This is a genomic window from Streptomyces sp. NPDC001351, from assembly GCF_042896045.1.
Lineage (GTDB): Bacteria > Actinomycetota > Actinomycetes > Streptomycetales > Streptomycetaceae > Streptomyces.
The window spans coordinates 105731-123860 of record NZ_JBIAWS010000014.1 but is presented as its reverse complement, the minus strand read 5'-3'; the positions used below and the strand labels follow the sequence as shown (position 1 = coordinate 123860).

The 18130-nt window shown below is 71.4% G+C and carries 13 protein-coding genes and 1 pseudogene; 5 read left to right on the top strand and 9 right to left on the bottom strand.

The features are described 5' to 3' along the window. Window positions 1-23: 23 nt before the first annotated feature. The 3 genes from ACFY1U_RS39175 (at window position 24) to ACFY1U_RS39165 (ending at window position 3828) form a co-directional block, all read left to right on the top strand. A complete protein-coding gene (locus ACFY1U_RS39175; RefSeq protein ID WP_390698802.1) occupies window positions 24-2408 on the top strand; it encodes a phosphoketolase in 2385 nt (794 codons plus the stop codon). 232 nt (window positions 2409-2640) lie between these two features. Continuing rightward, the gene (locus tag ACFY1U_RS39170; protein ID WP_390698801.1) at window positions 2641-3105 is read left to right on the top strand and encodes a cyclic nucleotide-binding domain-containing protein; all 465 of its coding nucleotides are present in this window, start codon (window positions 2641-2643) and stop codon (window positions 3103-3105) included. Between the two features lie 123 nt (window positions 3106-3228). Beyond that, complete coding sequence (locus ACFY1U_RS39165; RefSeq protein ID WP_390698800.1) at window positions 3229-3828, top strand: hypothetical protein; 600 nt, start codon at window positions 3229-3231, stop codon at window positions 3826-3828. A 124-nt stretch (window positions 3829-3952) separates the two neighbouring features. Here the strand turns inward: ACFY1U_RS39165 and ACFY1U_RS39160 are convergent, their stop codons facing one another. The 3 genes from ACFY1U_RS39160 to ACFY1U_RS39150 form a co-directional block, all read right to left on the bottom strand. Further along, window positions 3953-6622: a lectin gene (locus ACFY1U_RS39160; protein WP_390698799.1), complete on the bottom strand. Its 2670-nt coding sequence runs from the start codon at window positions 6620-6622 to the stop codon at window positions 3953-3955. Next, window positions 6615-7676, bottom strand: a complete 1062-nt coding sequence (locus tag ACFY1U_RS39155) for a hypothetical protein (RefSeq protein ID WP_390698798.1) — start codon at window positions 7674-7676, stop codon at window positions 6615-6617. Before ACFY1U_RS39155 ends, ACFY1U_RS39160 begins: the two co-directional genes overlap by 8 nt. Window positions 7677-7942: 266 nt before the next feature. Continuing rightward, window positions 7943-9010, bottom strand: a complete 1068-nt coding sequence (locus ACFY1U_RS39150; RefSeq protein WP_390698797.1) for a S1 family peptidase — start codon at window positions 9008-9010, stop codon at window positions 7943-7945. Between the two features lie 491 nt (window positions 9011-9501). On the opposite strand from ACFY1U_RS39150, the gene ACFY1U_RS39145 reads away from it, so the two are divergent. Continuing rightward, the gene (locus tag ACFY1U_RS39145; RefSeq protein ID WP_390698796.1) at window positions 9502-9627 is read left to right on the top strand and encodes a hypothetical protein; all 126 of its coding nucleotides are present in this window, start codon (window positions 9502-9504) and stop codon (window positions 9625-9627) included. 131 nt (window positions 9628-9758) lie between these two features. Beyond that, window positions 9759-10664 (top strand): NAD-dependent protein deacetylase, encoded by a 906-nt coding sequence (locus tag ACFY1U_RS39140; protein WP_390698795.1) that lies wholly within the window; start codon window positions 9759-9761, stop codon window positions 10662-10664. Window positions 10665-10776: 112 nt separating this feature from the next. On the opposite strand, the gene ACFY1U_RS39135 is transcribed toward ACFY1U_RS39140, so the two are convergent. The 6 genes and pseudogenes from ACFY1U_RS39135 to ACFY1U_RS39110 all read right to left on the bottom strand — a co-directional run bounded on the left by ACFY1U_RS39135 (window position 10777) and on the right by ACFY1U_RS39110 (window position 18128). Next, window positions 10777-11670 carry a GAF domain-containing protein gene (locus ACFY1U_RS39135; protein WP_390698794.1) on the bottom strand — a complete coding sequence of 298 codons (894 nt, stop codon included), beginning with the start codon at window positions 11668-11670 and terminating at the stop codon, window positions 10777-10779. A gap of 691 nt (window positions 11671-12361) precedes the next feature. Beyond that, complete coding sequence (locus ACFY1U_RS39130) at window positions 12362-13387, bottom strand: 6-phosphofructokinase (RefSeq protein ID WP_390698793.1); 1026 nt, start codon at window positions 13385-13387, stop codon at window positions 12362-12364. 145 nt (window positions 13388-13532) lie between these two features. Then, window positions 13533-13697 (bottom strand): annotated as a pseudogene (locus tag ACFY1U_RS39125) (CBS domain-containing protein); the annotation flags it as partial. 292 nt (window positions 13698-13989) lie between these two features. Further along, window positions 13990-15129, bottom strand: a complete 1140-nt coding sequence (locus tag ACFY1U_RS39120; protein ID WP_390698792.1) for a site-2 protease family protein — start codon at window positions 15127-15129, stop codon at window positions 13990-13992. A 13-nt stretch (window positions 15130-15142) separates the two neighbouring features. Beyond that, window positions 15143-15433, bottom strand: coding sequence for a hypothetical protein (locus ACFY1U_RS39115; protein ID WP_390698791.1), 291 nt, complete (start codon window positions 15431-15433; stop codon window positions 15143-15145). Window positions 15434-15803: 370 nt separating this feature from the next. Continuing rightward, on the bottom strand, window positions 15804-18128 hold the full coding sequence (locus tag ACFY1U_RS39110) for a heavy metal translocating P-type ATPase (RefSeq protein ID WP_390698790.1): 2325 nt from the start codon (window positions 18126-18128) through the stop codon (window positions 15804-15806). Window positions 18129-18130: the final 2 nt, after the last annotated feature.

Genomic DNA, 18130 nt, shown 5'->3' with positions numbered 1-18130 from the left:
GTCGATGACTTCCGGAGTGCCCGATGACCAAGGTCGAACACCAGAACAGCAGCACCGTACTGACCGACGACGAACTGCGCACCCTGGACGCGCACTGGCGTGCCGCCAACTATCTGTCCGCCGGACAGATCTACCTCATGGCCAACCCGCTGCTGCGTGAACCGCTGCTGCCGGAGCACATCAAGCCGCGGCTACTCGGCCACTGGGGCACCTCGCCCGGTCTGAATCTCGTCTACACCCACCTCAACCGTGTCATCAAGGCCCGCGGCATCGACGCCCTGTGCATCTGGGGCCCGGGCCACGGCGGACCCTCCGTGCTGGCCAACTCCTGGCTGGAGGGCAGCTACAGCGAGACGTATCCGGACGTCGGCAGGGACGGGGCCGGCATGGAGCGTCTGTTCCGCCAGTTCTCCTTCCCCGGCGGCGTGCCGAGCCATGTGGCGCCGGAGACCCCCGGCTCGATCCACGAGGGCGGTGAACTGGGCTACTCGCTCTCGCACGCCTACGGCGCGGCCCTGGACAACCCGGACCTGCTGGTCGCCTGTGTGATCGGCGACGGCGAGGCGGAGACCGGGCCGCTGGCCGCCTCCTGGCACTCCAACAAGTTCCTCGACCCGGTCCACGACGGGGCCGTGCTGCCGATCCTCCACCTCAACGGCTACAAGATCGCCAACCCGACGGTGCTGTCCCGGCTGCCCGAGCACGAGCTCGACGAGCTGCTGCGCGGCTACGGCCATGCGCCGATCCACGTCAGTGGGGACGACCCGGCCACCGTGCACCGCGCGATGGCGCAGGCGATGGACGACGCGCTGGACCGCATCGCGGCGCTGCAGCAGTCGGCCCGCGAGAACGGCGTGGCGGAGCGCTCGCACTGGCCGGTCATCGTGCTGCGTACCCCCAAGGGCTGGACCGGCCCCGCCGAGGTCGACGGAGTGCCGGTCGAGGGCACCTGGCGTGCCCACCAGGTCCCGCTGGCCGGCGTGCGCGAGAACCCGGAGCACCTGCGGCAGCTGGAGGCGTGGCTGCGCTCGTACCGCCCGGAGGAGCTGTTCGACGCCGACGGCCGGCCGGTCGCCGACGCCCTCGCCTGCGTCCCCGAGGGCGCCGGGCGTCTGGGCGCCACCCCGTATGCCAACGGCGGCCTGCTCCTGCGCGACCTGCCCGTCCCGTCCCTCGACCGGTTCGCGGTGCCCGTCGACAAGCCGGGCACGACCCTCCACGAGCCCACCCGCGTCCTCGGCGACCTCCTGGAAAAGGTCATGGAGGGCACCTCGGCCCGCCGCGACTTCCGGATCGTGGGTCCCGACGAGACCGCCTCCAACCGGCTCCAGGCCGTCTTCGACGCCAGCGGAAAGGCCTGGCAGGCCCAGCAGCTCCCGGTCGACGAACACCTCGACCGGCACGGCCGCGTGATGGAGATCCTCTCCGAGCACACCTGCCAGGGCTGGCTGGAGGGCTATCTGCTCACCGGCAGGCACGGTCTGTTCTCCTGCTACGAGGCCTTCGTGCACATCGTCGACTCGATGGTCAACCAGCACATCAAGTGGCTGAAGACCTCCAGGCAGCTGCCGTGGCGCGCACCGATCGCCTCCCTCAACTACCTGCTGACCTCGCACGTGTGGCGCCAGGACCACAACGGCTTCTCCCACCAGGATCCCGGCTTCGTGGACCACGTCCTCAACAAGAGCCCCGAGGTCGTACGCGTGTACCTGCCGCCGGACGCCAACACGCTGCTGTCCGTCGCCGACCACGCACTGCACAGCCGCGACTACGTCAATGTCATCGTGGCCGGCAAGCAGCCCTGCTTCGACTGGCTGTCCATGGACCAGGCCCGGGCCCACTGCGCCCGCGGAGCCGGCATCTGGGAGTGGGCGGGCACCGAGAACGGAGGCGAGCCGGACGTCGTCCTCGCCTGCGCGGGGGACGTCCCCACCCAGGAGGTGCTCGCCGCCGCTCAGCTGCTGCGCCGGCACCTGCCCGATCTCGCGGTCCGCGTGGTCAACGTCGTCGACATGGCCCGTCTGATGCCTCGCGAGGAGCACCCGCACGGCCTGAGCGACTTCGAGTACGACGGCCTGTTCACGCAGGACAAGCCGGTGATCTTCGCCTACCACGGCTATCCGTGGCTGATCCACCGGCTCGCCTACCGGCGCACCGGCCACAAGAACCTGCACGTGCGCGGCTACAAGGAGTCCGGCACCACGACCACACCGTTCGACATGGTCGTCCGCAACGACCTGGACCGCTACCGGCTGGTCATGGACGTCATCGACCGTGTCCCCGGGCTGGCGGTGCGCGCCGCGGCCGTACGCCAGCGCATGGAGGACGCTCGTCTGCGCCACCACGACTGGATCCGCATCCACGGCACCGACCTGCCGGAGGTCGCGGGCTGGACCTGGAGCGGCTGAGCAGTGCCGGACGATGGGGCGACCGCGTGCTCGGTGCTGTGGCGGGGCCGTGGTGGCCCGGGACCGCGACCGAGGGCACGAGGTGAACGCCGGCCCGTCGGACGTGCCGGGTGGGCTCCCTGACAGGGACCGATCGGCCCATGCGTGCGCGGCTTCCATGACCGAGCCTGAAGGCAGGCGACGCCCTTCGTGACGTCCGCCGCGTCGGCCCGGCGTACGAGGAGGCGCAGCCATGACCACCGTGACCACCCCCCGCTCGACCAGGAAGCTCCCCGTGGAATACCGGGGCAGACTCATGAGCATGGCGCACGACGTGCGCTACCCGTCGGGCACTCGGCTGTTCAACGAGGGCGGACGGGCCGACCACTTCTGGATCATCGCGTCGGGCACCGTCGCCCTCGACATGCGGGTGCCCGGACGCCGTGCGGCTGTGATCGAGACCCTGGGGGCGGGGGAACTCCTCGGCTGGTCCTGGCTGTACGAACCCCACATGTGGCGGTTCGGCGCCCGGACGGTGGGCTCGATGCGCGCCTACGAGTTCGACGCGGACGCCGTGCGGAGCATGTGCGAGACCGATCCCGAGATGGGGCGGTCGATCGCGCTGTGGGTCGGCGAAACCGTGGTCCGCAGGCTGAACGCGGCGCGCACCCGGCTGCTCGACCTGTACGCGCCCTACGGCAGCGGAGCCCGGGGATGACGCGGCGGGGGCCGAGCGGGCCTGCCGGGCGGCCGTTCGGCCCGTAGTCACACCCGCGCGGCCCCTGCAGATGCTCCACCGCACGCGAGATCTTCGCATCGGCAGACAAAGGGGTGTCCAGCCATGGCACGGACGCGTCCTACGCGGGTGAAGAAGGTGCGGTTCTGGCGGTGGAGGCACAATCCACTGCATCGGCACAGCGACTCCGTGGAGGCCTGGATCGTCCTTGCCACCTGGATCGTCGCTCTGGTGGGCGGCCTGTTCGCGGGCCAGGCGGCGGATGGCGCCATGCAGGACAGCTTTGCCGCACGACGCGCTACCGTGCACTCCGTACCGGCCGAGCTCACCGAGAACGCGGACAGGACCGAGACCGTGTCGACGGACGGTGGCGGCGGGGACACGGTGTGGGGCAAGGTGCGCTGGACGACCGCCGACGGATCCACCCACACGGGCCTGACCCGGGTCGCCCCGAGCAGCACCGCGGGAACTTCGGTCACCGTGTGGATCGACAGCCGGGGCGAATTGGCCGGCCGGCCTCCCACCGAGGGGGAGGCACGTGTGCAGTCGGCGCTGACGGGTCTGCTGGTCGCGATGGGTGCCGGCGGCTTGGCCCTGGGCTGCGGCCGGGTGACACGGCTCAGGCTGGACCGGTGGCGGATACGCGCCTGGGAGGCCGAGTGGGAGCGTGTCGGCCCCCAGTGGCGGAAGAAGATGAGCGGATGACAGGCCCGACCCGGTCCCTCATGGGTCCCGGTCGGCCCCGGCGGGTGCCCGTTCCGACGCGTGACGCTCGTCGGAACGGGCTGGGCGGAGGCGATGAGGGACCTGCCGGCCCGGAGGGGCAGGGTCACGCGGCCGACGGAACCGTCCATCGTTGGCCGGCGCTGCCCGCGCAGGTCGCGATCGTCAACTGTGTCCTGTTGGTGGCGCCGTTACTGGAATCGGTGAGGCAGAGGCCGGAGGCCGGGTTGACGATCTCGCCCGAGGCGTCCTTCTGCCACTGCTCGGCCTGGGTGCCGTTGCAGGTGTGCAGCTGGACCTTCGTGCCGGAGGTGGTCGCGCCGTTCGTCACGTCCATGCAGTCGTTCAGCACCTGGAGGGTGCCGTCGGGGACGACCTTCCAGGTCTGTGCGTCGGTGCCGTTGCAGGTGTAGATCTGGACGGCGGTGCCGTTCGAGGTGCCCGCGCCGGCGTCGTCCACGCACTTGCCGGTGGCGGTCTCGGTGATCGGGCCGCTGGGCTGGGCGGCCCCGGTGCCCGGCGTGCCGTCGTAGGACGGAGGCGGGTTGCTCGCGGCCCAGGAGGTGTTCGCGGAGGAGGAGAGGGCGAAGTCCAGTTCCGTGGAGGCCGTGAGGTACGTCGCCGGGACGTACGCCTTGTTCCAGGAGCCGCCGTTGAGGGTGAGTGACTGGACGTAGGGTGAACCGTCCGCCGCCGCGGGGGCGTTGACGGTGAGCGTGTGTCCGCCGCCCGCGGTGACGATGGCCGAGGTGAACATCGGGCTGCCGATGGCCAGGTCGGCGGTGCCCGGGATCTCCGGGTAGAGGCCGAGGGCGGACCACACGTACCAGGCGCTCATCTCGCCGAGGTCGTCGTTGCCGGGCAGCCCGCCGGCGGTGTTGGTCCACAGTTGGTCCTGGACCGCGCGCACGGTGGACTGCGTCTTGTACGGCTTCCCCACCCAGTCGTACTCCCAGGGCAGGCCGATACTCGGTTCGTTGCCCATGTTGGACTGGGTGCCGATGACACTGCCCAGGCCCTGGAACCCGCCGAGCACGCTGTCGAGATACGAGGCCATGGACGCGTTCCCGCCCTCGAGGGAGGTCAGCTTGGCGAGGTTGAAGGGGATCATCGGGGTGTAGGTGAAGGCGTCGCCCTCGGCGAAGTCGTTCGAGGAGGTGCCGGTGATCAGCTTGGCGTTGAAGCCGTCCATCCAGCGGCCGTTGGAGTGCCGGGGCTGGAGGTAGCCGGAGGACGAGTTGTAGATGTTCTCCCAGTCCTGCGCCCGGTCCTGGAACCTCTTCTGCGTGGCGCTGTCGCCGAGCGCACCCGCGAACGCCGACAGTGCGAAGTCGTCGGTGTCGTACTCCAGTTGGGTGGAGGTGGTGGCGTATTCGTGGCAGCAGCCGTAGGGCGAGTTGGTGGGCAGGTAGCCGAAGGAGTCGAGGTACGTCACACCGGGGGTGACGTCGGTGTTCGTGGTCTGTTCCTTGACCATCGCGGACAGGGCGGTCGCCGTGTCGAAGTTCCGGGCGCCGAAGGCGTAGTAGGCGGCGAGCAGCGGTACGGCGGAGTCGCCGACCATGATGTGCGTCTCGGCCGTGGCCATGCCCCACTTGGTGAGGGTGCCGCCCTGCTGGTAGTCGTCGATGACGGACTGCGCCATGTCGGAGGCGGCCGACGGGTCGAGCAGCGCGGTGAGCTGGGCCTGGGAGCGGTAGGTGTCCCAGGTGGAGAAGTCGGCGTACTTCGCCGAGTGACCGCTTCCGACCGTGTGCACGGCGTTGTCGAAGCCCCGGTAGGAGCCGTCGGCGTCACTGATGACGGACGGGAACAGCGAGGCGTGGTAGAGCGCGGTGTAGAAGTCGTGCTGCTGGTCCGGGGTGCCGCCGGTGACGGCGATCCTCGACAGCTCGGTGCTCCACGCGGACGACGCGGCGGACTTGACGGCCGCGAAGGTCTTCCCGCTCACCTCGGCGTCCCGGTTGGCCGCGGCCTCGGTGACCGAGGTGTACGAGATGCCGACGCGGGCCTCGACCGTCCTGCTGTTCGTGGTGTCGAAGGTCAGGTACTCGCCGCCGCTGAAGGTGCCGGTGGCGGTGAAGGGGTGGTCGAAGGTGATCGCGTAGTAGAGGGTGATCGGGGTGTTGTCCTCGCAGAAGCCGGTGCTGGTGATCGACCCGGTGACCGTGTCACCGCCACTCAGGGCGAGCGTCGAGGAGGCGTACGGCGTCTGTGTGTCCTGCACCTTGAGGAGCAGGTTCGCCTGGCTGGAGGACGGGAAGGTGAACTGGCCGATCCCGGCGTGCGTGGTGGTCGTCAGCGCCGCGCTCGTGCCGTTGCCCAGGCCGACGGCGTAACTGCCCGGCGAGACCCGCTCGTCGGAGTGTGAGAAGGACTCCGTCGTGGAGGCGGGGTCCGAGCCGATCGAGCCGACCACGGGCAGGATCGGCAGGTCCCCGGCCGCGTCGCAGCCGACGCCGGAGACATGGGTGAGGCTGAAGCCGGAGACCGCCGAGTCGGCGTAGTCGTAGCCGCCGCCCTTGGGGCGTGACGTCGTGTCGGGGGACCACTGGAGCATGCCGTGCGGCACATCGGCGCCGGGGAAGGTGTTGCCGGCGCTGAAGTCGCCGTTGCCGCCGGTGCCGATGTACGGGTTGACGAGCGACGCGGGGTCGGCCGTGGCTGCCACCGCCCCTGCCGCGCCGGCCAGTTGGCCGGACACGGCGAGGGCGAGGGCCGCGGCGCCCGTGGTCAGGGTCCGCAGGAGCGTGCGGGGGCGCCGGGCCTCAGCCACGGGCCAGCACGTCGCCGAGGACGCCGTCGGCCGGGGCGGTGATCCAGTCGGTGGAGATGTACGAGGCCCCGTCGGCGGCGAGTTCGGCGACCCGGGCCTGGGCGTCGGCCAGCGACGGATCGGAGGAACTGAGGGCGGGCGAGACGTCGTAGGCGTCGGTGACGACCGTCAGGTAGTGGTTGGTGTTGTACCACTCGGTGTTGCCGTCGCCGACCCAGGCGGCGGCGTCCGCGTCGAACACCACGAACCAGGGGCGCAGCGTGGTGTCGCTGTAGCGGGTGCGCGGGTCGACGGCCTGGGCGCCGAGGACGCTCGGGAAGACCGCGGCCTGGCTGATGTTCCCCGCGGCGGCGAGGTCCTTGAGGTGCCGGGCGTAGACCGCGTCCGACCACGAGGAGGCGGGGCTGACGGCCTGCTCGAAGGTGCCGGGGATGATCTCCACGATCGCGCGGCCCGCGAGTGAGCCGTAGGTGGCCCAGTTGTCGGCGCGGGCGGCGGTGTCGAGGTCCGCGTACTTCGTGCCGTCGCTCTTGGCGAGCAGGTCGGCGGGGGTGTAGAGCACGCTGCCGAGGTGCGCCTTGACGTAGCCGTCGAACTCGGTCGGGTTCATGCCGAGGGTGTCGTAGAACCCGTTCTTCATCTCGATCTTGACCATGAGCGGGTGGCTCGTGGGGTGGGCCTGCAGCCAGATCCGGATGTCGTCGAGGCAGCTGTCGAGGTTCTGGTTGCGGTCGCCGGTGTAGAGGTCGGCGGCCGTGGACGCCTGGACGCAGTTGTTGTTGCTGCCCAGCGGGTTGCTGTGGCTGACGTTCCATTTGCCGGTGAACACGTTGTGCCAGGTGTCGAGTTCGACCAGCGAGGTGCCGGTGTCCAGCGCGTTCGCCAGGTAGGTGTACGTGGACTTGTCGTCGTACGTGTTGTGGATGCCGGTCCCGGACACACCGGCCAGCGTCTGCCCGCCCAGGTCGGCACCGTGCGCGGTGGGTGACGCCACGGCACCCAGCAGCAGAGTCACGGCCGTCAGGAGCGCGGCGCGGAATCTTCGGCGAATCATGAGCATGCCAGGCCCTTTCGTGGTGCTCGGGGGACGGGCGGAGCCTAGAGGTACGGGATGGACATCCGCTACGCCTCGGTAACAAATTGCCGTCGCTAGCCTGAATCCCTGTGAGGAAACGGCAGTTGGGCGGTGGGCATGCCGGCACCACCGGTCGTTCCTGCCGCGTCCGCCCGGGCGGCGGCAAGGTCCCATGCGATCGGCCAGGACGGCCGGCGAGGTGGCCGCTCGCCGAAGTGAGCGGCCACCCGGGGAAGTCGAGGCGACTACGGAATCGAGGCCCCCTCCGCGCTGAGCGCCGCCGTCACCGGCTGGAAGAACGTCTCGCCGCCCGAGCTGCAGTCGCCGCTGCCGCCCGAGGTGAGGCCGATCGCCAAGGAGCCGTCGAAGAGGGCGCCGCCGCTGTCGCCGGGCTCGGCGCAGACGTCCGTGTCGATCAGGCCGGAGACGGAGCCCTCCGAGTAGTTCACGGTGGCGTCGAGGCCGGTGACCGAGCCGCTGTGCAGGCCGCTGGTGCTGCCGCTGCGCTCGACCGACTCACCGACGTAGGCGTCGGCGGCGCCGGTGATCTGCTGGGTGCTCCCGTCGTACAGGTCGACCTCGCTGGCGGGCGATGAGCCGGCGTCGTCGTACTGCACGAGGGCGTAGTCGGTGCCGGGGAACTGGGAGTCGACGGTCTGGCCGATCTCGCTGCCGCCCTGGGAGTCGGACCAGCTCGAGGAGGCGTTGCCGCAGTGTCCGGCGGTGAGGAAGTAGGGGGCGCCGTTCACGCTGACGTTGAAGCCGAGGGAGCAGCGCACCGAGCTGCCCCAGATGGCGTCCCCGCCGGCCACGAGCGGCCTGAAGGGGGTGGCCGCGTGACGCAGGACGGCCTTGCCGCCGAGCGCGTTGAGCGCCGCGTTCAGCCGGGTGCGCTTCGCTCCGGTGACGGTGGGGTCGGCGGTGACCACGACCTTGTCCTGCCGGGGGTCGATCGACCAGGCGGTGCCGGCGATCCGGGCCTGCTTGGCCAATGTGGCGAGGGCGGAGTGCAGTTGGGCCGTGGAGTAGGGCACGACTCTGGGGACGGCTCCGGCGGCCAGGACCTGCCGGATGGCCGACCGGTCGGTGATGTCGACGACGATCCGCCGGGACGCGGCGTCGTAGTAGGAGCCGGCGGCGCGGTCGCCGAGCCGGGCGGCGAGGGCGGCTGCGGCCCTCGCCTGGTGGGCCGGAGCGGCGGGTGCGGCGGTGGCCGCGCCGGCGCCCGGCAGCAGTACGGCGGTGGCGGCGAGGGCCGCCGCGGCGGTGCCCGCCAGGGTGAGGCGGGCGGTGGATGTCGGACGGTTCGTCACGAGTGAGCCTCCTGAGGGGGGCGTCCCGCCCGCTGGGCAGGCAGGACCGGAGGGATCGGGGAGGGCATGGAGCCGGCTTGATTTGCTGGCGTGACCATGCCAGCTGAAGCGTCGATGAGTATGGCCATGCACCGACCGCCCCACAAGGAGCCTTTCCGGCCGCGCGGTTGAGGGGCGCGGGTAGTGCAACTCCCGGGGAATCAGGGCGGATCAGGCCCCATGACCAGGGACGCGACACCGGGCGATGACCATCTCGCCCGGCATCCACCCACTCGACGCGCCCGCCCGGCTGGCCGGTAGTCAGCGGTCCCGTTCGTTTTCCGGACCGGCTGTTCTGGCACCGGACGCACTGAGCGTGCAGGTCAGCCCCACTTCGGTCAACTGCGCTTCGCGCAAGTGAAAAAACGTGGCAATGCCGGTTCGAGGCCCCGTCGAGAGGCCGGCACGCCGTCGGCGACCACCTTGCGAGTGACGGCGCCAAGGACCGCCGCATGCGCGTGCCCGAAGGGCCGCACCGGCTTCGCGGGATGCGGTGTGCCGGACTTCCGACCTTGAACGGAGCGTCCTTCTCGGCGCAGATCAAGCAGATCAAGCAGATCAAGCAGAGCAAGTGGTGATTGCCGCCCGCTCTCCCGCTCCCGACCAGAAGCCCCCGGGCCGCGTCATCGCCTGTTGCCCATGGCGGTGACCGCGTGACATCACGGCCGATCCAGACGTAGCCCGTTCACGGGTTTCGTACCCTGGCGCTATGCGCATGCGCCCCACTCTGAGCTGGACCCCCACCGAGGACCTGCCGCCGAGCACGACGGACCTGCGGTCGGTCGTCGACGCGCTGGCGGCCGGCCGGGTACTGGTGCTCAGCGGTGCGGGCATCTCCACCGAGTCGGGCATCCCCGACTACCGAGGTGAGGGCGGCAGCCTGAGCCGGCACACTCCGATGCTCTACCAGGACTTCACCCACAGCGCGCACGCGCGGCGGCGTTACTGGGCGCGCAGTCACCTCGGCTGGCGGGCCTTCGGCCGGGCGCGCCCGAACGCCGGGCACCGGGCGGTGGCCGCGTTCGGGCGGCAGGGGCTGCTCTCCGGCGTGATCACCCAGAACGTGGACGGGCTGCACCAGGCCGCCGGCAGTGAGGGCGTCGTCGAACTCCACGGCGGCCTCGACCGGGTCGTCTGCCTCGGGTGCGGCGTCCTCATCACGCGCAGGGAACTCGCCCGACGGCTTGGGGAGGCCAATCCCGCTTTCGCGCCGGTCGCCGCCGGTATGAACCCCGATGGTGACGCCGACCTCACCGACGACCAGGTCGGAGACTTCCAGGTCGTGCCCTGCACGCTCTGTGGCGGGATCCTCAAGCCGGACGTGGTGTTCTTCGGCGAGCCGGTGTCGCGCCACCGGGTCGAACAGTGCCGCGACCTCGTCCAGGCGGCGGACTCACTACTCGTCCTCGGATCCTCGCTGACGGTGATGTCCGGACTGCGGTTCGTCCGCCAGGCGGCGCAGGCAGGGAAACCGGTGCTCATCATCAACCGGGACGTGACCCGGGGCGACCGGCACGCGGTCGCCCGGGTCGACCTACCGCTCGGAGCGGCCCTCACCACGGTGGCAGGCCGACTGGGCGTTCCCGTCGACGACGGGACGGCGCTCGGGGCCTGAGGCCGCGCGCTGCGCGACCTCCTCCCGCCTTCCTGGGACGACTGGCGTCAGCGGGCCCTGGGGAGCTGGCATGGCGCAGGTTGTTCGCTCCCGATCCTTTTCACACGCCCGGTCAGCTGCCCCGTACGCGTGGCGCCCCGGAAGGACGGCGATCGGTGTCTTCCGTTCCGGTCCGGCCGGAATGACGGGTGCTGATTTCCAGCGCGGCCCGCTTGATCTGGCGGATCGCTTCGTCGAGTTCGTCCAGACCGGCCTGCACGCGCCGCGCTGCGAGGTCGTCGGTCACGAGTTGCAGGGTGCCCGCGAGGTTCAGTCCTGCCGAGAAGATCCGGTTGATGGTGTCGGACAGCACTTGCCGCATGAGGAGTTCGATCGACGCATCGTCGGGCCGGGGAAGGGTGGTGGCGTCGGGCAGGCGGATGGCCAGGCCGTCGCCGCTCGTGGATGACGTGGGTGACTCGTCGAGATGCCCTGCGATGACCTCGCCCGCGAGCCGGCCGTAGAGTTCCATGAATTTCAGGTCCCGAACGGACGGCCGGCCGGGCTGTGACGCGTGGGTGGAGATCATGCCGATGATCCGGCCCGCCGGGTCGATCAGCGGGGTGGACTGCACCGCGCGGACGCCGGCGGCACGGAAGACCTTCTGGTGCGGTTCCAGGGCCCGGTCGGCGCGTACGTCCGCCACGACCGTCTGGGCGCTCTGCCGGGCGGCCTGGCCGCAGACGGAACTGGCGTCGCGGACCACCGAGAAGTGATCGATGAACCCGTCGCGGAAGCCTGACTGGGTGACCAGGACGAGCGAACCGTCGCGCGGGTCGATGACCTGGATGTTCCCGAAATCCGCGCCCATGAGTGCCACCGCCGTGTCGGTGATCATGGGAAGAGCGCCGCTCAGGCGGGGAACCTCGCGCAGTTCGGCCGCCGCGTCCTGCACCTTCTGGACGGCAGCGGGCTCGTCCAGGGCCAGGTCGAGGTAGGCGCCGAGATGGTCGATCCTGCGGGCCAACCCGTCTCCGTGTGGTGGTTGCAGCCACGTCGAACGGTACGACGCCGTCACCTCATGCAGCCGTCCTGGGAGGTTCTGGGAGGTGTTCACGGACATGCGCACCACATGCCTTCGCTCGGGTCCTTCTCCCGTTGTCATCAGGCTACGTCGGCGAGACCGTACCGAACAGGCGTACCCGTCTCTGTTCACCCGCCGGCCACTCGAAGTCCGGCCCTTCCAGGGCAGGGCCGTGAGGTCCGGCGAGCTGTCCGGCTTGCACTGTCTTCGGCGTCTCTGCTGATCCCCGGACCCAAGGGTGATCTCCGGTGGCACGTGCAGGGTGTTGTGGACGCGCAGCGGCCGCCCACGGCGTGCGGAGCCTGCCGCACGGCCGGGGCGAGGGACGCGGGCAGCAGGACCTGGATGCAGATGGCCGTGAACGCGAGGGGGGTGACGTCCTCGCCCAGTGCGGGGGCTGGTCGACGGTGAGTCGTGGTCGCGAACGAAGAGGGCGAACTTAGGGGAGGGACCACGGGTGCCAGGTGGTGCCGCCGAGGTGGTGGTGGGCTTTGACGCACACCGGCCGGCCAATGAGGTCTCCGCTGCCCTGCGCATATTGCGGGACAAGTATCCGCAGGTGACAGCCCGCACCGATGTGGTCCTGCCGAAACCCGCGCCGGCCGGCCCGCACACCCGCTGACGGTGGAGAGGCTCAGCCGAAGAACACCTGGAACTCGTCGTACAGGGACGGATCCACCAGCTTGGTGTGCGCTGTGGCGTCGGCGAGGGGAATGCGGATGATCTCGGTACCGCGCAGGGCCACCATCTTGCCGAAGTCACCGTCGTTGACAGCGTCGACGGCGTGCAGCCCGAAGCGCGTGGCCAGCCAGCGGTCGAAGGCGCTCGGGGTGCCGCCGCGCTGGACGTGACCGAGGACCGTGGTGCGGGCATCCGTGCCCGTGCGCTCCCCGATCTCCTGGGCCAGCCACTCGCCGATGCCCGAGAGCCGCACATGGCCGAACTCGTCGAGCGTCCGGTCCTTGACGATCATCTGGCCCTCCTTGGGGAGAGCCCCCTCGGCCGCCACGACGATCGGCGCGTAGTTGATTTTGAACCTGCTCTGCACCCACGCACAGACCTGGTCGATGTCGAACGGCCGCTCCGGAATGAGGATCACGTTGGCCCCGCCCGCGACACCGGCCCGCAGTGCGATCCACCCGGAGTGCCGCCCCATCACCTCCACCACCAGGGTGCGCATGTGCGACTCGGCGGTGGTGTGCAGACGGTCGATCGCCTCCGTGGCGATTCCGACGGCCGTGTCGAAGCCGAAGGTGCAGTCCGTACCGGACACGTCGTTGTCGATGGTCTTCGGCACGCCCACCAGACGGACCCCCTGACGGCTCAGCTCGGTGGCCACGCCGAGCGTGTCCTCACCGCCGATCACGACGAGCGCGTCCACCTCGTGCGCGGCCAGTGTGTCCCGGATGCGCTTCGCCCCGTCCTCGTGCTTGAACGGGTTGGTGCGGGAGGAGCCGAGGATGGTTCCGCCGCGGGGAAGGATCCCTCGCACCTCGGGAATGCCGAGCGGCACGACAGTGCCCCGGAGCGCACCGAGCCAGCCGTCCCGCAGGCCGACGAATTCAAAGTCGTACTCCTGGGTGCCCTTGCGGACCACGCTGCGGATCACGGCATTGAGACCGGGACAGTCACCGCCACCGGTCAGCACTCCCACCTTCATGGCTTCGCTCACCTCCGCGGACGTGAACTCCAAGCGCGCCGTTCGACTCCGTTTCCATCATGGGCGACGGCGGTCCGCCGGGCGACCTTGCGCCCCACGCGGGGCAGGGCTGTGCGTGAGGCTCAGGTTCTGAGGGGGAGGCTCCGATCCGCAGCAGGTCACCGCGGCTGACGATGCCCAGGAGCCGGTCCGCCTCATCCACCACGGGCAGCCGTTTGACGTTGTGGTCCGCCATACGGCGGGCCGCCTACGGGTGTGCACACACCGCTGGAGCCGACATCAGCTCCTCGGCGCTGACGCCCTCGCGACGATCACCTGTCAAGCCTGGCAGCACGAAGCCGTCGGCAGGAGAGCCACTCAGGCCCCGTTCAGGGCCGGATGGCCCGGACTCCGGGCTGTTCGGCCCTGAACGCGCCGACGATGCCGGAACAGTGTCCGGGGTGGCGTCGCGCCGTCGGTGGACCAGGTACGGGCGGGCCAGGTGGCCCACCGGCACGCTCCACACGTGGACAAGGCGGGTGAACGGTCAGGCCGCGAGAGGAGGCAGGCGGTCAGGGGACCGTGTGTGCCACCGACCTGCTGCCGGGCCGTCTTCGGATGCCTCACGCCCGCGGCCGTGTCGTGGCCGTCAGCCAGGACACCGCGCGGCTGACGTCGGCGAGCGTGACGATGCCGACGACGCGCCCCGCGTCGAGGACCAGGGCCCGACGGTCCGCGCTCGTCTCGAGGCGCGGCAGCAGGTCCACGACCGGCTCGTCGGGTGCCCCGGTCGCGACATCGGCGAGGGGGCGCATCACGTCGGCGATCGTGGTCGTCGGACGGGCCTGCAGGGGAACCCGGTTGACGAGCCTGACCGTGACCAGCCCGGCCGGTGCGCCGTCCGGTGCCAGTACCGGGAACGCGGAGTGCCGGTAGGCCCCGAAGGGGCCCTCGGCCAGGAATCCGGCGACCGTCGCCGTGGCGGGAACCGTCACCGGGTCGCGGGTCATCACCTGCCGGACGGGAAGACCGGCCAGGACACCGCCCAGCTCGGCATGGCGGGCCTCCTCGGTGGCGGCGGCGATCAGGAACCAGCCGATCAGTGCGGGCCAAAGCCCCGACAGGTTGCCGCGGAACAGCACCGCGGCGAAGCCGGTGACCACCATGAACCAGCCCAGGGCCCGCCCCGCCGCCGAGGCGCTGCGGGTGGCCCGTACCGGGTCGCCGGTGCGGTGCCACAGGAACGCCCGCAGCAGACGGCCGCCGTCCAGCGGAGCGGCGGGAACGGCGTTGAACACCGCGAGGACGAGGTTGATCGCGGCCAGCCAGGCGACCGCCTCCACGACGAGGCCGGAGACACCGAGCGCGTCCAGCCACAGGGTCAGGCCCGTGAGTGCCGCGCCGAGCACCGCACTGGTCAGCGGGCCCACACCGGCGATACGCAGCTCCGCCGCCGGCGTGGGCGCCTCGGTGCGCAGCCGTGCGACACCGCCGAGCATCCACAGGGTGATGCCCTCGACCTGGACGCCGTTGCGTCGTGCGACGACCGCGTGCGCGAGTTCGTGGGCCAGCAGCGAGGCGAGGAAGGCCAGCGCCGTCAGCAGCGCCAGGGCCGAGTACGCAAACGCGGAGTGGCCCGGGTGGGCGTCGGGGAACCGGCCGCCCGCGAGCATGGCGGTGACGAGGGCGACGATGACCAGCACGCTCCAGTGCAGACCGACCCGGACACCGGCGATCCGCCCCAGCGGCAGGGTCTCCCTCACCGCACCTCCTCGGTCAGTCGGGAGCGTCCAGGCTCTGCGCGGCGAGTTCTCTCACCCTCAGCTCCTTGGCCCGCAGCCGCCTGCCCTCCGCGCCCCAGCGACGGAGGGCCCACGGGCGCCAGTGGGAGGGCTCGCGCCGTTCCCAGTCCCGCAGGGCGATCGCCGTGCACGCGTCCTCGACCACCAGCACCATCACGGTGGGCAGCCGCAGCGCCGCCTCCACACCCACGGTGCGCCGGGCACAGGGAAGGTGCAGAACGGTCGCGGGGCGCCTGGACGACCGGTGTGAGGGAACCGCGCTCATGGGCCACCTCCGGCACCTTCTCGATGCCCTGCCCTGCTGTTTCGGGCGGGGCCGTACGGACATCGTGAGCACAGGGCGCCCCGCCCCGGCATGGGCCGACTGGTCCTTTCGGCGGCCGACAGGACCCATCGGCCCTGTCCGGCGCCGGGTCAGCCGTCGACGCGGATGCCGGAGATCAGCCGCGACTCCAGGTCGGACTGGACCATCAGGTGGGTGCGACGGACCCGGCCGGCGGAGTTCTGCCAGGTGAGCGTGACGGTCACCGAACCGCCGTACGAGATGGGCGCAGTCGAGGACGGGCCGTGCGGTGCCCGTTTTTCGCGGGAGATCGGTCATGTCGTCTCCTCGATGGGCGTGGCCGCAGGGGCTCTCAGGGCGCGAGGGAGAAGTAGCTCTCCTCCTCCTGCGTGAAGTGCAGGCGCAGCACGGTGTGCAGGCCGTAGAGGCAGGCCCGCAGGTCGTCGAGCTGCTCCGGTGACAAGGAGCCGTCGCGGCGGGCCAGCGCCAGATGGGTGGCGATGCGGCGGGCGAGTCGTGCGATCTCCGCGTGCGCACGGCTCATGGTGACGGTCGCCTCGGGCCCGCCGAGGGTCGGGGCGAGCGCGGGATACAGCTGGTGCTCCTCGGCGTCCTCGTGCGGCAGCAGGCGCTCGGTGAGCAGCCGGTGCACTTCGCCCACCGCGGCGAGGGACTGCGGGCCCGCCCCGTCCGACAGCCGGTCCGCGGCGTCGCGTACGGCGTCCAGGACGTCCTGAAGATCGTCGTGTTCCGCGGCGAACCGGTGGATGAGGGCCTCGGCCGAGGGCGTGAGCTGCGGTCGGCCCCGCCGGTCGTCGCGCAGCACGCGCAGCGCGTTGAGGATCACCGCGACATCGATGCCCTCCTGCAGCAGAGCGCCCACGGCAGGCGCCAGCAGGCCGAAGGCGGCCGCGACCATGGCGGCGAGGGACAGCAGCATGCCGCCGAGTGCGCTCTGCACGGCGATGCGCCGGGCCCGTACGGCGATCGCGACGGCGTCGGCCAGGCGGTCCACCCGGTCGGTGGTCAGGACGATGTCGGCGGCCTCGGAGGATGCCGTGGAGCCCCGGGCGCCCATCGCCACGCCGATGTCGGCTGCGGCGAGGGCAGGGGCGTCGTTGACCCCGTCGCCGACCATGACGGTGACGGCACGCTCGTGCTCGGCGCGCACCGCGGCGACCTTGTCGGCGGGCGCGAGCCCGGCCCGCACGTCGTCGAGGCCGAGGACGGCGCCCACCTCGCGCGCGGGCTCGGCACGGTCGCCGGTGAGCATCACGAGCCGTTCGATGCCCGCCGCGCGCAGGCGGCGCAGCGTGCGCGGTGCGTCCGCACGCAGCGGATCGCGCAGGAGCACCGCGCCGACGGGACTGCCGTCCACGCAGAGCCAGGCAACGGCCGCCGCGTCCAGGACCGCCCGGTTGTCCACCGCCCTTGCCCAGCCGGGCAGTTCGGCGGCCTCGGCGCGGCGGCCGATCGTCATCCGTCGCCCGGCCACTGTGCCGGCCGCACCGCGGCCTGGCTCCTCCGACACATCATCGGGCACGGACAGCCGAAGCCCCCGCTCGCGGGCCGCGTCGACCACGGCCTCGGCCAGGACGTGCGGGGAGTACTGGTCGAGGGAGGCCGCAAGCCGCAGCACCTGGGTCGGCTGCCAGCGCGGCGCCGCGACCACGTCGAGAACGCGGGGCCGGCCGGCCGTGAGGGTGCCCGTCTTGTCGAGCAGCAGCGTCCGGGCCCGGCCGAGGTTCTCCAGCGCCCCTCCGTCGCGGATCACCACCCCCAGACGGGAGGCCCGGGACAGACCCGAGACGACGGCCACCGGGGCCGCCAGCAGCAGCGGACACGGCGTCGCCACCACCAGCACCGCCACCGCCCGCACGGCGGAACCGCTCAGCAGCCAGGCCAGCCCGGCGACCGCCAAGGACAGCGGCAGGAACCAGGCCGCGTACCGGTCGGCCAGCCGCACCACGGGAGCCGACTCCGCGCCCGCCTGCCGGGCCAGCCGCACGATCCCCGCGTAGGTGCTGTCCTGCTCTGCCGCGGTGGCGCGCAGCTCGAAGGCGCTGCCCGCGTTGACCACCCCGCTGCGCACCGACTCGCCCTGCACGCGCCGCACGGTGAGCGGCTCGCCGGTCAGCGCCGACTCGTCCAGCACGGCCTCCGTCCCGGCCACCCGGCCGTCGACGGGCACCACCTCTCCGGGCCCGACGACCAGCAGATCGCCGACGGCGACCTGCTCCGACGGGACCGTGCTCACCCCGTCGTCGGTGAGCAGCCGCGCGGTGCGCGGTGCACGCTCCAGCAGGGCCCGCAGATCACGGGAGGCGCGCCGCTGCGCCGCCGCCTCGAGGGTGCGACCCGTCGCCAGCATCAGCGCGATGAGCGCTCCGGCCAGGTACTCGTGCACCAGCAGGGTGCCGACGAGCGCCAGCACAGCGATCACGTCGACGCCGGCGTGGCCGCGCCGCAGGTCGGCCAGCACCCAGCCGAGCGACGGCCCCACGGCGGCGACGGTGCCCAGAGCCCAGCACAGATCGGCGAGACCAGGAGCGCCCGCGAGCCGGCCGACGCCGCCCGTGATGAGTGCGGCCGCCGTCACGGCCAGCAGGACGGGTTCGAGCCTCGGCGCCCCGAACAGCCGGCGCCGCTGCTGTTTCCCCATGCTGCTTCGGTCCATGA

Bases quoted from the DNA above. Each gene is read 5' to 3' on its own strand.
- ACFY1U_RS39175 (WP_390698802.1), top strand. From the start codon at position 24: ATGACCAAGGTCGAACACCAGAACAGCAGCACCGTACTGACCGACGAC.
- ACFY1U_RS39170 (WP_390698801.1), top strand. From the start codon at position 2,641: ATGACCACCGTGACCACCCCCCGCTCGACCAGGAAGCTCCCCGTGGAA.
- ACFY1U_RS39165 (WP_390698800.1), top strand. From the start codon at position 3,229: ATGGCACGGACGCGTCCTACGCGGGTGAAGAAGGTGCGGTTCTGGCGG.
- ACFY1U_RS39155 (WP_390698798.1), bottom strand. From the start codon at position 7,676: ATGATTCGCCGAAGATTCCGCGCCGCGCTCCTGACGGCCGTGACTCTG.
- ACFY1U_RS39145 (WP_390698796.1), top strand. From the start codon at position 9,502: ATGCGCGTGCCCGAAGGGCCGCACCGGCTTCGCGGGATGCGGTGTGCC.
- ACFY1U_RS39140 (WP_390698795.1), top strand. From the start codon at position 9,759: ATGCGCATGCGCCCCACTCTGAGCTGGACCCCCACCGAGGACCTGCCG.
- ACFY1U_RS39130 (WP_390698793.1), bottom strand. From the start codon at position 13,387: ATGAAGGTGGGAGTGCTGACCGGTGGCGGTGACTGTCCCGGTCTCAAT.
- ACFY1U_RS39115 (WP_390698791.1), bottom strand. From the start codon at position 15,433: ATGAGCGCGGTTCCCTCACACCGGTCGTCCAGGCGCCCCGCGACCGTT.
- ACFY1U_RS39110 (WP_390698790.1), bottom strand. From the start codon at position 18,128: ATGGACCGAAGCAGCATGGGGAAACAGCAGCGGCGCCGGCTGTTCGGG.